Below are 14,759 nucleotides of genomic sequence, written 5' to 3' on the forward strand. Positions count from 1 at the left end.
GACGTCGTGATCACCGAGGTGGGTGGCACGGTGGGCGACATCGAGTCGCTGCCGTTCCTGGAGACCGTCCGCCAGGTCCGCCACGAGGTCGGCCGCGACAACGTCTTCGTCGTCCACATCTCCCTGCTGCCCTACATCGGCCCGTCGGGCGAGCTGAAGACCAAGCCGACCCAGCACTCGGTCGCCGCCCTGCGCAACATCGGTATCCAGCCCGACGCGATCGTGCTGCGCGCCGACCGCGACGTCCCCACCGCCATCAAGCGGAAGATCTCGCTGATGTGCGACGTGGACGAGGCCGCCGTGGTCGCCGCCATCGACGCCAAGTCGATCTACGACATTCCGAAGGTGCTGCACACCGAGGGCCTGGACGCGTATGTGGTGCGCAAGCTGGACCTGCCGTTCCGCGACGTGGACTGGACCGTCTGGGAGGACCTCCTGGACCGCGTCCACAATCCCGACCACGAGGTGACGGTCGCGCTGGTCGGCAAGTACATCGACCTGCCCGACGCCTACCTCTCGGTCACCGAGGCCATGCGGGCCGGCGGCTTCGCCAACAAGGCCCGCGTGACGGTGAAGTGGGTGACCTCCGACGACTGCCGGACGCAGGCGGGGGCTGCCAAGCAGCTCGGTGACGTCGACGCGATCGTGATCCCCGGTGGTTTCGGTGAGCGGGGTGTCAACGGCAAGGTCGGCGCGATCCAGTACGCGCGGGAGAACCGGATCCCGCTGCTGGGTCTGTGCCTGGGTCTGCAGTGCATCGTGGTGGAGGCGGCGCGGAACCTGGCGGGTATCGCGGACGCCAACTCCACCGAGTTCGACCCGGCCACCTCCCACCCGGTCATCTCCACGATGGAGGAGCAGCTCGCCTATGTGGAGGGCGCCGGTGACCTGGGCGGAACGATGCGGCTGGGTCTGTACCCGGCGAAGCTCGCCGAGGGCTCGATCGTGCGGGAGGTGTACGGCGAGGAGCCGTACGTCGAGGAGCGCCACCGTCACCGCTACGAGGTGAACAACGCCTACCGCGCGGAGCTGGAGAAGAAGGCCGGTCTGGTCTTCTCCGGCACCTCCCCGGACAACAAGCTCGTCGAGTACGTGGAGTACCCGCGCGAGGTCCACCCCTACCTCGTCGCCACCCAGGCTCACCCCGAACTCCGCTCCCGCCCCACCCGCCCCCACCCCCTCTTCGCCGGACTGGTGAAGGCGGCCGTGGAGCGCAAGACGGGCAAGTGACACGCTAGCGATACGGTTGACCGGGGTACGGGCCTGATCAGGGCCTGTGCCCCGGTTTTCTGTGCAGTGCGCGTACGAGGGAGGACGTCTTTCATGACCATCAAGGACACGCCCGAGGAGTGGCGGGTCACCGCGACCGCCGTGCCGTTCCAGGGCAAGAAGACGAGTGTCCGCACCGACGACGTGGTCATGCCGGACGGAACCGTGGTGGGCCGGGACTACCAGGTCCACCCCGGGTCGGTCGCGGTCCTCGCCCTCGACGACGAGGACAACGTCCTGGTGCTGCGCCAGTACCGCCACCCGGTGCGGCACAAGCTCTGGGAGATCCCGGCCGGCCTGCTGGACGTGCCCGGCGAGAACCCGCTGAGCGCCGCGGTGCGCGAGCTGTACGAGGAGGCGCACGTCAAGGCGGAGCGGTGGAACGTCCTCACGGACGTGTACACCACGCCGGGCGGCTGCGACGAGGCCGTACGGATCTTCCTCGCGCGCGGTCTGTCGGTGGCGGACGGCGAACGCTTCGAGGTCGCCGAGGAGGAGGCCGACATGGAGCTCGCCCGGGTGCCGCTCGACGAGCTGGCGCGGGGCGTGCTGGCCGGCGACCTGCACAACAACTGCCTGGTCGTGGGAGTCCTGTCGGTGCTCGCCGCCCGAGCGGGCGACGGCCTGGACGCGCTGCGCCCGGCGGAGGCGCCCTGGCCGGCCCGCCCCTTCGAGGCGTAGAGCCACCGGCGGCCCCGGCACGCCCCACCGCAGTACCGGCCGGCACCGGTCGGTACCGGCGCGGTGCCGACCGCTGTCGGCGGTGCCCGGCCCCGGCCGGGCGGCCGGGGAGGCACGGTCGCCCGGGGGTGTCAGGAACGGCCCAGTGGTGTGACGATCTGCTGATCCGATTGAGGGACTCGTCCGCCGTGCTCCGCCGGTCGGGGCACCGCGGCTGAACTACGCTCGGATCGCCCGCCTGGGGATCCGGCGGGATCAGTACGTGCGCAGGCGGACGGGAGCGTGGCCCGTGACGGATCAGGCGGTGGACTTCGGCGGCGCGGGCGGTGCGGACCGGTCCGGTGCGCGGCCCGGGCGCCGTCGGTTCTTCGGACGGGCGCGCGAGCTCAAGGAGCTGCGCGCCGACATCGCCCGTGCCGGGCTCGACACCCTCGCCGGGCGGCCCTCCCCGCGCGCGCGGGTGCTGCTGATCGCCGGCCGGCCCGGCAGCGGGCGGACCGCGCTCGCCGAGGAACTGGCCGGCGACCTCGCCCGCGGTTACCGCGACGGCGTGCTGCGGGCCCGGCTCACCGAGCCCGGCGGCGAACCGGTGCCCGTCGAGCGCATCGCCCGCGGGCTGCTCGACCGGCTCCGGGTGCCCGCGCCCCCGGGCGCGGGGGAGGACGAACTGACCCAGCTCCTGCGGCAGGCCTTCACCGGGCGCCGCGCCCTGCTCCTGCTGGACGACGCCGCGAGCGCCGAACAGGTCGACGCGCTGCTCCCCGACAATCCCGAGTGCCTGGTCGTCGCCGTCGCACAGGGCCCCCTGACCGGCATTCCGGACGTACGTCCCTGCACGGTCGGCGGACTGGACGCCAAGTCCGCCATCGAACTGCTCGACGGCTTCACCGGCTCGGTGCGCATCACCGTCGATCCGCAGGCCGCCGAGACGCTCACCGAACTGTGCGGCGGCCAGCCCGCCGCCCTGATGCTGGCCGGCGGCTGGCTCGCCGCCCGCCCCATGTCGTCCGTCGCCGACCTCACCAAGCGGCTGCGCGCCCTGCCGGACGACCCCGACCGCCCCGTCGCCGCCCGCCCGCTCGCCCGTGCCTTCCGCCTGGCGTACGAGGCGCTGCCCGTGCCCGCCGCCCGGATGCTGCGCCTGCTCGCCCTGGCCCCGGTCGGCGTCGCCGACGCCCACACCGCCTCCGCTCTGGCCGGCTGCTCGGTGTCGGCCGCCCGGTCCCTGCTGGAGGGCTTCGCCGCCGCCGGGCTGATGCACGAGGCGGACGACGAGCAGTACGAGGTGCCCGGCTGCCTGATGCCGCTGCTGCGGGACCTGCTGCGGACCGAGGACCGGCCCGCCGAGGTCCAGCTCGCCCGCGCCCGGATGCTGGAGCGGACCGTACGGCTCCTCCAGTCCTGCCGGGCGGTCACCGAGCCGGAGGGGTCGGCCGCGCGGCGGAAGCTCGCCGGCCTGCCCAGGGCGCTGCGCTTCGCCGGGCCCGAGGCGGCCTCGGAGTGGCTGCGCACCCGGCAGCCCGCGCTGCTGGCCGCCGCCCGCGTGGCCGTCGCGGACGGGGAACTCGACACCCTCGCCCGGCGGCTGGTCGCCGCCCTCGTCCGGGCGCTCGCCGCCCACCGGGGCACCGAGGAGGCCGCGCCCGAGCTGTACGGGCTGCACCAGCTCGTGCTGGACGTCGCCGAGCGGCGCGGGCTGCACCGCGAGCGGGCCGCCGCCCTGCTGAACCTCGCCGACCTGGACGCCAGGACCGGCCGTACCGGCGACGCCCTGGTCCGCTACCGGGCCGCGCTGGACGCCGGACGGCTGGCGAACGACCCGTACGCGATCAGCCGCGCGATGGAATCCGTAGGCGGCGCCCACCAGGAGCTGGGGGACTGGCAGCGGGCCGCCGACTGGTACGGGCGGGCCCTGTCGCAGCGTCTGGCCCGCGACGAGCGGGCCGACCAGGCGCGGCTCTACGGCCGGCTCGGTGCCGTCCACACCTACGAGGGCCGGTACGGCGAGGCGCTCAGGAACTGGCGGGCCGCCGCGGCCGGGTATCGCCGGCTCGGCGATCTCGCGGGCCACGCGCGCGCGTTGAGCGAGGCGGCCCGCGTCCAGGAGTACGCGGGCCGGCCGCAGGAGTGCCTGCGCACCTGCGAGGAGGCCGTCGAGTGGGCCCGCCGGGCCGACGATGTGCGGCTTCTCGCGGCCCTCCAGCTACGGCTGGCGGACACGCTGGACCGGCTCGGCGATCCCGCCGCGGCGCGGCTGCATCGGGCCGCGGCTGATCGCCTGCTGGGAACCGATCACTCCGCCTACGAAATCCGCAGTGCTTCCGCCGAAGATTAATGCTTTGCAAGGCTAGACAACGGTGGACCCTTCAATAGACTGGGTGAGCCGCGATTGACCGCGGTGTATCCCGGTGCGTCCCGTGCATCCGGGTATGTATTGCATTGCCCCCGTACCCCCAAAGCCAAGGACCGTGATCGACGTGAAGGTCGGCATCCCCCGCGAGGTCAAGAACAACGAGTTCCGGGTGGCCATCACCCCCGCCGGTGTGCACGAGCTCGTGCGCAACGGGCACCAGGTCTTCGTCGAGCAGAACGCCGGTGTCGGCTCCTCGATCACGGACGACGAGTACGTCGCCGCGGGCGCGCAGATCCTGCCGACCGCCGACGAGGTGTGGGCCACGGCGGACCTCCTGCTCAAGGTCAAGGAGCCGATCGCGGAGGAGTACCACCGCCTCCGCAAGGACCAGACCCTCTTCACCTACCTGCACCTCGCCGCCTCCCGCGAGTGCACGGACGCCCTGATCGAGTCGGGTACCACGGCCATCGCGTACGAGACGGTCGAGACCGCCAACCGCGCCCTGCCGCTGCTCGCCCCGATGTCCGAGGTCGCGGGCCGGCTGGCCCCGCAGGTCGGCGCCTACCACCTGATGCGCGCGGCCGGCGGCCGCGGTGTCCTGCCGGGCGGCGTCCCGGGCGTGATCCCGGCCAAGGCCGTCGTCATCGGTGGCGGTGTCTCCGGCTGGAACGCCACCCAGATCGCCGTCGGCATGGGCTTCGAGGTGACGCTGCTCGACCGCGACATCAACAAGCTCCGCGAGGCCGACAAGATCTTCGGTACGAAGGTCAAGGCCGTCATGTCCAACTCCTTCGAGCTGGAGAAGGCCGTCCTGGAGGCCGACCTCGTCATCGGCGCCGTCCTGATCCCGGGCGCCAAGGCCCCGAAGCTGGTCACCAACGAGCTCGTCTCCCGGATGAAGCCCGGAAGTGTCCTTGTCGACATCGCGATCGACCAGGGCGGCTGCTTCGAGGACTCCCGTCCCACCACGCACGCCGAGCCGACGTTCAACGTCCACGAGTCGGTCTTCTACTGCGTCGCCAACATGCCCGGCGCGGTGCCCAACACCTCCACCTACGCGCTGACCAACGCCACGCTGCCCTACATCGTGTCGCTGGCCAACAACGGCTGGGCCGAGGCGCTCCGCCGCGACGCCGCGCTCGCCAAGGGCCTCAACACCCATGACGGCAAGGTCGTCTACAAGGAGGTCGCCGAGGCCCACGGCCTGGAGCACGTCGAGCTGAGCTCGCTCATCGGCTGACCCGGCGACCGACCCGACGGCCGGCGCACCGCTCGACCGTCAACGGGTGCCGTCAACCTCACACATCCGGCCGGACCTTGCGCGACGAGGTCCGGCCGGACGTGTGTCCGGACGTCCCCGGCCGTTGCTCAAGTCGTCTCGAACGTAACCCTTTAACCGTTTCGCACACCCAGGAAACGTGTCGATGGATGGCCGTGCGCCCTTGACATGGGTCTGTTTCTTTGCCGACACATCGGCCCGCGTCCGGGCGATTGTGTTGCTGCGGAGCGGTGACACGCCATAGAGTCGCAAACCGTCGGCATGGTGCCACGCTGACCTATCGATAAGTCCCCTGGTCACTTCCGAGGAGGTAAGACGACTTGTGAATGAGTCGACATTTACTCCTGGGGGTGGTCAGCCAGGAACGGTCGGCGACGCCGGCTCGGTCGCTGTCCGAACCTTCGCGGCCGGCCAGCAGCACAGGACGACAGCCCACACGATGAAGATGATGGACGGCCAACACGTGAACGCCATGGCCGGCAACGAGAGTGGCCGAGAGTCCACCCACTTCGCCGCCTACGACGAAGTCCCCGAGGGGCACTTCTACGACCCTGACGCCGAGTACGAGCCCGACCCGGAGTACGCGGCCACCCTCGCGCCCGACGCCGCCCGCCAGCGCCGCGAGCGGATCGGCCCCACCGGACGGCCCCTGCCGTACTTCCCGATCCCGGGACCGCTGACCGACCACGGCCCCGCGAAGATCATCGCGATGTGCAACCAGAAGGGCGGCGTGGGCAAGACGACGTCGACCATCAACCTGGGCGCCGCGCTCGCGGAGTACGGACGGCGCGTCCTGCTCGTCGACTTCGACCCGCAGGGAGCCCTGTCGGTCGGCCTCGGCGTGAACCCGATGGAGCTCGACCTCACGGTCTACAACCTGCTCATGGAGCGGGGCATGTCGGCGGACGAGGTCCTGCTGAAGACCGCCGTGCCCAACATGGACCTGCTGCCCAGCAATATCGATTTGTCAGCCGCCGAAGTGCAGTTGGTGAGCGAGGTCGCGCGCGAGTCCACCCTCCAGCGGGCGCTCAAGCCGCTGCTCCAGGACTACGACTACATCGTGATCGACTGTCAGCCCTCGCTCGGTCTGCTGACCGTGAACGCGCTGACGGCGGCTCACAAGGTGATAGTGCCGCTGGAGTGCGAGTTCTTCGCCCTGCGTGGCGTCGCGCTGCTGACCGAGACCATCGAGAAGGTCCAGGAGCGGCTCAACCCGGAGCTGGAGCTCGACGGCATCCTCGCCACGATGTACGACTCGCGCACGGTGCACAGCCGTGAGGTCCTCGCCCGTGTCGTCGAGGCCTTCGACGACCACGTGTACCACACGGTGATCGGCCGGACCGTGCGCTTCCCGGAGACCACGGTCGCCGGTGAGCCGATCACCACGTACGCCTCGAACTCGGTCGGTGCGGCCGCCTACCGCCAGCTCGCCAGGGAGGTGCTCGCCCGGTGTCACGCCGAGTGAGTCTGCCCGGTGCCGACGAGCTGTTCCGTACGACCGGGGGCATGGCGCTGCAGTCCTCCACCCCGCGCCGCCAGAACGGCGAGCCGCGGGTGCCCGCGCCGGCGGGCGAGAGCGACCCGGCGGCCGGTTCCGCCGCGGTTCCCGCCGCCCCCGCGGGCTCCGGCCCGGCCCCCGAGGAGCACTCGGCCGCCGAGGCGGACGCGGCGGAGCCCCGCAGCCGCGCGGCGGAGGAACCCGCCGCGTCCCCCGCCCCCGCCAAGGCGGCCGCGGCCGCCCGGCGCCGCGGGCGCGCGGCGAACCGGCGCCCCAGCGGGCGCGAACGGCACGACGAGAAGATCACGGTGTACGTCTCCGCCGAGGAGCTCATGGACCTGGAGCACGCTCGCCTGGTCCTGCGCGGCGAGCACGGTCTGGCCGTGGACCGCGGGCGCATCGTCCGCGAGGCGGTCGCCGTGGTGCTGGCGGACCTGGAGTCGCGGGGCGACGCGAGCATCCTCGTGCGGCGCCTGCGCGGGCGCTGACGGTAGCCTGCGCGGGCCCCGCCCGTTGCCGCTCCGCCCCAGGACCAGGATGCCCCCGACCGACGCTCCCGCCCCCCGCCGCCGCGCCCTGGGCCGCGGCCCGGGGGCCGCGCCGCCGGAGCCTCACGACGCCCCGCCGGAGCCTCACGACGCCCCGCAGGGTGCCCCCGAGGCCCCGGCGCCCGTCCCGGAGCCGGACAGTGCCCCCGAGGCCCCGGCGCCCCCGGCGGACGAGATCCCCGGAGGCGCCCCCGCGCCGGACGGGGCCGCGGTGGGGGGTGAGGGGCGGTTCACGGTACGGCTGGCGAACTTCGAGGGACCGTTCGACCTGCTGTTGCAGCTCATCTCCAAGCACAAGCTGGACGTCACCGAGGTCGCCCTCTCCAAGGTCACCGACGAGTTCATGGCCCACATCAGGGCCATGGGGCCGGACTGGGACCTCGACCAGACGACCGAGTTCCTGGTCGTGGCGGCCACGCTGCTCGACCTGAAGGCCGCCCGGCTGCTGCCCGCCGCCGAGGTGGAGGACGAGGCGGACCTCGCGCTGCTGGAGGCACGGGACCTGCTGTTCGCGCGGCTGTTGCAGTACCGCGCGTACAAGCGGGTCGCGGAGATCTTCGGCGAACGGCTGGAGAGCGAGGGGCGGCGCCACCCGCGTACGGTGGGCCTGGAGCCGCACCACGCGGAGCTGCTGCCCGACGTCGTCATCAGCATCGGCCTCGAGGGGTTCGCCAAGCTGGCCGTCAAGGCGATGCAGCCCAAGGCGAAGCCGCAGGTGTACGTCGAGCACATCCACGCCCCGCTGGTGAGCGTCCGCGAGCAGGCCGGGGTGGTGGTGGCCCGGCTGCGTGAGCGCGGCGAGGCGACCTTCCGGGAGCTCGCCGAGGACGCCCCCGACACCCTCACGGTCGTGGCCAGGTTCCTGGCCCTGCTGGAGCTGTACCGGGAGAGGGCCGTCGCCCTCGAACAGGAGGAGGCGCTGGCCGAGCTCACGGTGAGGTGGACCGGGGCGGAGGGCGTCGCCGTGACCGACGAGTTCGACCAGGAGGAGGAGTGATGGAGCTGAAGCCGGCCCTGGAGGCCGTCCTCATGGTCGTCGACGAGCCGGCCACCGAGGAGCACCTGGCCAAGGTGCTGGACCGCCCGCGCAGAGAGGTCGCCGACGCGCTGCGCGAGCTGGCCGACGAGTACGACGCCCAGCGCCGGGGCTTCGAGCTGCGGCTGGTGGCCGGCGGCTGGCGCTTCTCCACCCGGGCCGCGTACGCGGAGGCGGTCGAGGCCTTCGTCCTCGACGGGCAGCAGGCCCGGCTCACCCAGGCCGCGCTGGAGACCCTGGCGGTCGTCGCGTACCGCCAGCCGGTCAGCCGGTCGAGGGTCTCGGCGGTGCGCGGGGTGAACTGCGACGGGGTGATGAGGACCCTGCTCCAGAGGGGTCTGCTGGCGGAGGCGGGCGCGGAACCCGAAACAGGTGCGATCCTGTACAGGACGACGAACTACTTCCTGGAGCGGATGGGCCTTCGCGGCCTGGACGAGCTCCCCGAACTCGCGCCCTTCCTCCCCGAGGCGGACGCGGTCGAGGCCGAGAGCCGGGAAGGGGTCCCGTCGTTCGATCCAGACGACGACAAGACGGAACTTTGATGCGAAGCAGCAGCGGCAGGAACAGCAGCGGAAACAACGGCGGGAGCCGTGGTGGCAACAGCGGCGGCCGCGGCAGCAGCGGCGGCCGCGGCAATTACCGGGGTGCCGGTAACAGCCGCGACGACCGCGGGCAGAGCGGGAGCAACCCGCGCCGCCCCCGCCCCGAGGAGCGGACCTACGACGTGGGCGGCGGCCCCGCCGAAGGCGGTCCCAAGCGCGGGCGGGGCGCGGCGGCCCGTGGCGGCGCCAAGGGCGGCCCCCGCCAGTCCCCCCAGCGCGGCGGCGGCCGCACGACCCCGGCGCGTCCGCGTGAGCTCGACGCCCGGATCGAGGAGCGCAACCGCGAGCGGTACGCGAACAAGCCCGAGATCAAGACGCCCAAGACGTTCGGCGACCAGGAGGGCGAGCGCCTCCAGAAGGTGCTGGCCAGGGCCGGCATGGGCTCACGGCGGGCCTGCGAGGAGATGATCGACGCCGGCCGGGTCGAGGTCAACGGCAAGATCGTCATCGAGCAGGGCACGCGGGTCGACCCGGAGAAGGACGAGATCAAGGTCGACGGCCTGACCGTGGCGACCCAGTCGTACCTGTTCTTCGCCCTCAACAAGCCGGCCGGTGTCGTCTCGACGATGGAGGACCCCGACGGCCGGCAGTGCCTCGGGGACTACGTCACCAACCGTGAGACGCGGCTCTTCCACGTCGGCCGGCTGGACACCGAGACCGAGGGCATCATCCTGCTCACCAACCACGGTGAGCTGGCCCACCGTCTGACCCACCCCAAGTACGGGGTGAAGAAGACCTACCTGGCCGCCATCACCGGCCCGCTCCCGCGCGAGGTCGGCAAGCGGCTCAAGGACGGCATCCAGCTCGAGGACGGCTACGCCCGCGCCGACCACTTCCGGGTGGTCGAGCAGACCGGCAAGAACTACCTGGTCGAGGTGCAGCTCCACGAGGGCCGCAAGCACATCGTGCGCCGCATGCTCGCCGAGGCGGGCTTCCCGGTCGAGAAGCTCGTCCGGACGGCGTTCGGTCCCATCCAGCTCGGCGACCAGAAGTCGGGCTGGCTGCGCCGCCTGACGAACACGGAGGTCGGCATGCTGATGAAGGAAGTCGGTCTGTAACAGCACATACCCGTACGAAAGCCCGTGGCCTGCGGAAAGGCCACGGGCTTCCGTCTTGTCGGGCACCCTCGGCCACCTTTATAGTCATGATGACTCTAAAGGGGGTGCGGCGTGCGGATCGCCCACAGGACCGTCTCCACCACTCCCGCCGCGCCCGGCCGGCGGACCTGGACCCACGGGGGTGGACCAGGCTCCGGAGCCCGCGCGGCGGGAGCGGTGGGGACCGGCGCGGCGGGACGGCACGCATGACGGCACAACGCCCCGCCGGGTACGACCCGTACGCCTTCGAGCCCTTCGCCGTCACCGTCGACCTCGCCGTCTTCACCGTCCGCGAGGAGCGGCTGCACGTGCTGCTCGTCCGGCGGGGACAGGAGCCGTACCAGGGCTGCTGGGCCCTCCCCGGCGGCTTCGTCCTGCCCCGCGAGTCCGCCGGGCAGGCCGCCCGCCGCGAGCTCGCCGAGGAGACCGGGCTGTCCGACGCCACCGTCGCCCGCCTCCACCTGGAACAGCTCCGCACCTACAGCGACCCCGACCGGGACCCCCGCATGCGGGTCGTCTCGGTGGCGTACACGGCCCTCGGGCCGGACCTGCCCGAGCCGCGCGGCGGCGGGGACGCCGCGCACGCCCAGTGGCTGCCCTACGGCTCGTACGGGCCCCTGGCCTTCGACCACGACACGATCCTCGCCGACGCGCACGAACGGGTCGGCGCCAAGCTCGAGTACACCTGCCTCGCCACCGCTTTCTGCCCGCCCGAGTTCACCCTCGGCGAGCTGCGGCAGGTGTACGAGACGGTGTGGGGCGTCGAACTCGACCGCCCCAACTTCCGGCGCAAGGTCCTCACCACACCCGGCTTCGTCCAGGCCGTGGAAGGACCGCCGCGCCTCACCGGCGGACGGGGGAAACCGGCCGCTCTCTACCGGGCGGGCCAGGCCACGGCCCTGCACCCGCCACTGCTGCGACCGGAAGGACGGCAGGCATGATCACCGCCAGGACCCTCACCAAGCAGGCGGCCACCGGCTCGCTCGTCGGGCTCGCGCTCGGCGACGCGCTGGGCTTCCCGACCGAGTTCAACGACGTACCGTCCATCCTCGCCAAGTGCGGCCCCTGGCGGGAGATGGCCCTGCCGAAGCCCGCGCTCGTCACGGACGACACCCAGATGACCCTCGCGGTCGCCCGCGCCGTACGCACGGCCCTGGCCCGCGGCGCACTCGCCCCGCAGTGGCTCACCCGACCGCTGCGCGAGGAGTTCGTGGCCTGGTACCACTCGCCGGAGAACAACCGGGCACCCGGCCGCACCTGCCTGGTCGCCTGCGAGAAGCTCGACGGCGACCGGCCCTGGCAGGAGGCCAGCCAGATCGGCTCCAAGGGCTGCGGCGCCAACATGCGGGTCGCGCCGATCGGGCTCGTCCCCGGACTCAGCCAGGAACAGCGCGCCGGCGCCGCCCAGCTCCAGGCCGCCCTCACCCACGGCCACCCCACCGCCCTGGCCGCCTCCGACCTCACCGCCCAGGCCGTGTACCTGCTGTCGCGGGGCGCCGAGCCGCTCGGACTGGTCGGGCAACTGCGTTCGTACGCGTACGAGAACCGCTCCCGCTACCACCAGCAGTGGCTGGGCGACCTGTGGACCCACTCCCACGACGCGACGCCGCACGCGTTCATCGAGCGCGGCTGGGACGAGTGCGCGGACGCCCTGACCGCGCTCGACGCGGCGCTGCGCACGGCCGACCCGGAGACCGACCCGTGCCTGGTGACGGGCGAGGGCTGGATCGCCGAGGAGGCGCTGACCGCCGCGCTGCTCTGCTTCCTGCTCTTCCCCGAGGAGCCCGTCACCGCCATCCGCCGGGCGGCCTGCACCAAGGGCGACTCCGACTCCATCGCCTGCCTCGCCGGCGCCTTCGCCGGGGCCCACCTGGGCGCGGGGGCGTGGCCCCGGCCGTGGGCGGACCGGATCGAGTACGGCAGCGAGCTGCTGACGCTGGGGGCGCTCTGGGACGCTTAGCCCATGACCGAACTCCTCGCCCTCCCCGACCTGGCCTCCGTCGTCGCCGAGCAGCCCGATCCCCTGCTGTTCGCCACCGTCTCCGGCGCCCACCTGTACGGCTTCCCCTCCCGCGACTCGGACGTGGACGTACGCGGTGTGCACCTGCTGCCGGTGGACACGCTGATCGGGCTGCGCGAGCCCGAGGAGACCCGCTCCCGCGCCTGGGAGCGGGACGGCGTCGAGATGGACCTGGTCACCCACGACCTGCGGAAGTTCGTACGGCTGATGCTGCGGCGCAACGGCTACGTCCTGGAACAGCTCCTGTCCCCGCTGGTCGCCCACACCACCGACGCCCACGCCGAACTGACCGCCCTCGCCCCGGCCGTGCTCACCACCCACCACGCCCACCACTACCGCGGCTTCGCCGCCACCCAGTGGCGGCTGTTCGAGAAGAACGGGGAGCTCAAGCCCCTGCTCTACACCTTCCGGGTGCTGCTCACCGGCATCCACCTGATGCGGACGGGCGAGGTGGTGGCCCACCTGCCGACCCTCATCGGCGCGGTGCCGGCGCCGGAGTACGTGGCCGAGCTCATCGCGGCCAAGGCCGACGCCGAGCACGGGGCGGCCACCGGCGTGGACACCGAGCGGCTGCGGGCCGACGTGGAGGCGCTGCACACCGTCCTGGACGAGGCGCAGGCGGCCTCCGCCCTACCCGACGCGCCCGCCCCGGCCGCCCACGACGCCCTGCACGACTTCGTCGTCCGGACCCGACTGGACCGACCGCAGCGCTGACGCCCGGCGCGTACGGAACAGGAAGTCCTCCACGCTCCGCCGGTCGGGTTCGGGCGGGAGCGGCGAGCCGGGGAGCGCCTCGTCGGCCTCCGTGGCCAGGCGGGCCATCCGTGTCTCGACCTCCCGCCACGACACCTCGCCCCGCTTGACCGCCAGCAGCCGCTCGCGGTCGTCGCCCACGTCCAGCACCAGCTCACCGGTGCGCAACAGGTCGCGGCAGCTCGCCAGCAGGCGCAGCAGGTGCATGGCGTGCTTCCAGCGCGGCGCGCCGTACCGGCGGACGTCCGCCTCGAGCTTCTTGCGCTGGCCCGCCGCGTACCGGACGAAGGTCCGGTGGGCCTGGCGGGACAGGAACGCGCCGCGCAGCGCCAGCAGTTCCCGGCCGGTGTCGTCGAGCCGCTCGACGAGCGGGGAGTGCAGGCACTCCAGGACGTTCGGGTTGGCGGTCAGCGCCAGCTCGCAGAAGCGCTCCAGCTCCCAGCTGAACTGCTCGTCCGCCGGGCCCTCCACATGGGTGGGGGGCTTGTCGAAACGCCACTGGAGGGCGGTGGGGGCCAGGAACACACCCCGGCGGTCGATGTCGCTGTCCGCCGTGGCCAGCCCGAAGGCGCGCGACCCCATGACACAGGAGTAGATCGTGTGGTCGCGCACCAGTTCGTCGGGGGTCGGCATGCGCCAGACCCTACGCCAGGCGGATGCCGTCCCCCGTCACGGTGATCTGCTCCCCGGGCAGCGGCCGGGTCGCCGGGCCGCGCGCGACGGAGCCGTCCGTGATGCGGAACCGGCTGCCGTGGCAGGCGCAGTTGATGGTGCCGTTGTCCACCGTGGCGACGATGCAGCCCTGGTGGGTGCAGACCGCGGAGAACGCCTTGAACTCGCCCTCCTCGGGCTGGGTGACCACGACCTTCCGCTCCTTGAGGATCAGGCCGCCGCCGGAGGGGATGTCCGCCGTCCTGGCCAGCTCGCCGGCCCCGGGCGCCGAGGCGGAGGCGGAGTCCGTCGGGTCCGGGGGAGTCCCCGGTGCGGTCGGTGCCGGGCTCACGGTGGCCGCCGGGGCGTCGCCGCCGCCGTCACCGCACCCCGCGACCAGGGCGGCGGTGGCGGAGGCGGCGGTCGCGAGGACGGCACGGCGAGGGGTGGGGGCTGCGTTCATGCGCGGCATCCTGACGCCGCACGCCCCCGGCGCGAAGCCACCGCGCTGCCGGTTACCCCCAGGGGGCGAGCCCCGTGACGCGGCCGGCCGCATCACGGCGCACCTCCCGCACGCCGGTGACGGCGGCGCGGTCGAGCGGACCGTACACGTGCGGGAAGAGCCGGCCCTCCGCGGCCTCCCAGCGGACCTCCGCCGTGAGCAGCGTCTCGTCGAGGTCCACCAGCAGCAGCGGCCCCGGCACCTCCCGGTAGTGGGCCTCGGCGACGGCCAGCGCCGTTTCCTCGTCGGGCGAGCAGTGCACGAACCCCTCGGAGGCCAGGGAGGCCGGGCGGTAGGGGATCTCCGGATCGGCCCACTCGGCGGCCGGTGCGATGTGGAGCAGCATGCGCACAGTCTCCCCCGTCTGCATGCCGGACGGATCGGGCACCCACGCCCGGGCTGACCAGGGGGTGTCTTGTCGATCAGGCCGGATCAGCGAGCGGCGGCCGGCGCCGTGCATCGCAAGGCGG

At 72.8% G+C, this 14,759-nt stretch carries 15 protein-coding genes; 12 read left to right on the top strand and 3 right to left on the bottom strand.

Going from position 1 to position 14,759, the window contains the following annotated elements:
- The 12 genes from ACZ7LK_RS22280 to ACZ7LK_RS22335 all read left to right on the top strand — a co-directional run.
- A partial coding sequence (locus ACZ7LK_RS22280) for a CTP synthase (protein WP_471142885.1) occupies positions 1–1,230 on the top strand: 1,230 nt, incomplete at its 5' end.
- Between the two features lie 93 nt (positions 1,231–1,323).
- The gene (locus ACZ7LK_RS22285; RefSeq protein WP_392275714.1) at positions 1,324–1,950 is read left to right on the top strand and encodes an NUDIX domain-containing protein; all 627 of its coding nucleotides are present in this window, start codon (positions 1,324–1,326) and stop codon (positions 1,948–1,950) included.
- A gap of 289 nt (positions 1,951–2,239) precedes the next feature.
- Positions 2,240–4,285 (top strand): AAA family ATPase, encoded by a 2,046-nt coding sequence (locus ACZ7LK_RS22290; protein ID WP_392275715.1) that lies wholly within the window; start codon positions 2,240–2,242, stop codon positions 4,283–4,285.
- A gap of 142 nt (positions 4,286–4,427) precedes the next feature.
- Positions 4,428–5,543 carry an alanine dehydrogenase gene (ald, locus tag ACZ7LK_RS22295; RefSeq protein ID WP_392276048.1) on the top strand — a complete coding sequence of 372 codons (1,116 nt, stop codon included), beginning with the start codon at positions 4,428–4,430 and terminating at the stop codon, positions 5,541–5,543.
- Positions 5,544–6,021: 478 nt separating this feature from the next.
- Positions 6,022–7,047: a ParA family protein gene (locus tag ACZ7LK_RS22300; RefSeq protein ID WP_244376298.1), complete on the top strand. Its 1,026-nt coding sequence runs from the start codon at positions 6,022–6,024 to the stop codon at positions 7,045–7,047.
- A complete protein-coding gene (locus tag ACZ7LK_RS22305) occupies positions 7,044–7,568 on the top strand; it encodes a hypothetical protein (protein WP_392276049.1) in 525 nt (174 codons plus the stop codon). The genes ACZ7LK_RS22300 and ACZ7LK_RS22305 overlap by 4 nt, the downstream gene beginning before the upstream one ends.
- Before the next feature lie 49 nt (positions 7,569–7,617).
- Complete coding sequence (locus ACZ7LK_RS22310) at positions 7,618–8,625, top strand: segregation and condensation protein A (RefSeq protein ID WP_471142889.1); 1,008 nt, start codon at positions 7,618–7,620, stop codon at positions 8,623–8,625.
- Positions 8,625–9,206 (top strand): SMC-Scp complex subunit ScpB, encoded by a 582-nt coding sequence (gene scpB, locus ACZ7LK_RS22315; protein ID WP_392275717.1) that lies wholly within the window; start codon positions 8,625–8,627, stop codon positions 9,204–9,206. The genes ACZ7LK_RS22310 and scpB overlap by 1 nt, the downstream gene beginning before the upstream one ends.
- Positions 9,206–10,324 (top strand): pseudouridine synthase, encoded by a 1,119-nt coding sequence (locus ACZ7LK_RS22320; RefSeq protein WP_392275718.1) that lies wholly within the window; start codon positions 9,206–9,208, stop codon positions 10,322–10,324. The genes scpB and ACZ7LK_RS22320 overlap by 1 nt, the downstream gene beginning before the upstream one ends.
- 245 nt (positions 10,325–10,569) lie before the next feature.
- Entirely contained in the window at positions 10,570–11,304 is a 735-nt protein-coding gene (locus tag ACZ7LK_RS22325) for an NUDIX hydrolase (protein ID WP_392275719.1), read from the top strand.
- Positions 11,301–12,323 (top strand): ADP-ribosylglycohydrolase family protein, encoded by a 1,023-nt coding sequence (locus ACZ7LK_RS22330; RefSeq protein ID WP_392275720.1) that lies wholly within the window; start codon positions 11,301–11,303, stop codon positions 12,321–12,323. The genes ACZ7LK_RS22325 and ACZ7LK_RS22330 overlap by 4 nt, the downstream gene beginning before the upstream one ends.
- Positions 12,324–12,326: 3 nt before the next feature.
- Positions 12,327–13,097: a nucleotidyltransferase domain-containing protein gene (locus tag ACZ7LK_RS22335; protein ID WP_392275721.1), complete on the top strand. Its 771-nt coding sequence runs from the start codon at positions 12,327–12,329 to the stop codon at positions 13,095–13,097.
- Here the strand turns inward: ACZ7LK_RS22335 and ACZ7LK_RS22340 are convergent.
- The 3 genes from ACZ7LK_RS22340 to ACZ7LK_RS22350 are packed head-to-tail and all read right to left on the bottom strand — an operon-like array spanning position 13,014 to position 14,635.
- Positions 13,014–13,769, bottom strand: a complete 756-nt coding sequence (locus ACZ7LK_RS22340; RefSeq protein ID WP_471142895.1) for a nucleotidyltransferase domain-containing protein — start codon at positions 13,767–13,769, stop codon at positions 13,014–13,016. The two genes, ACZ7LK_RS22335 and ACZ7LK_RS22340, sit on opposite strands and share 84 nt — an antisense overlap.
- Before the next feature lie 10 nt (positions 13,770–13,779).
- Complete coding sequence (locus tag ACZ7LK_RS22345) at positions 13,780–14,250, bottom strand: Rieske (2Fe-2S) protein (RefSeq protein ID WP_471142898.1); 471 nt, start codon at positions 14,248–14,250, stop codon at positions 13,780–13,782.
- Between the two features lie 52 nt (positions 14,251–14,302).
- A complete protein-coding gene (locus ACZ7LK_RS22350) occupies positions 14,303–14,635 on the bottom strand; it encodes a DUF952 domain-containing protein (RefSeq protein ID WP_469463872.1) in 333 nt (110 codons plus the stop codon).
- Positions 14,636–14,759: the final 124 nt, after the last annotated feature.

The sequence above is a fragment of the Streptomyces sp. NPDC039423 genome (genome assembly GCF_055598725.1).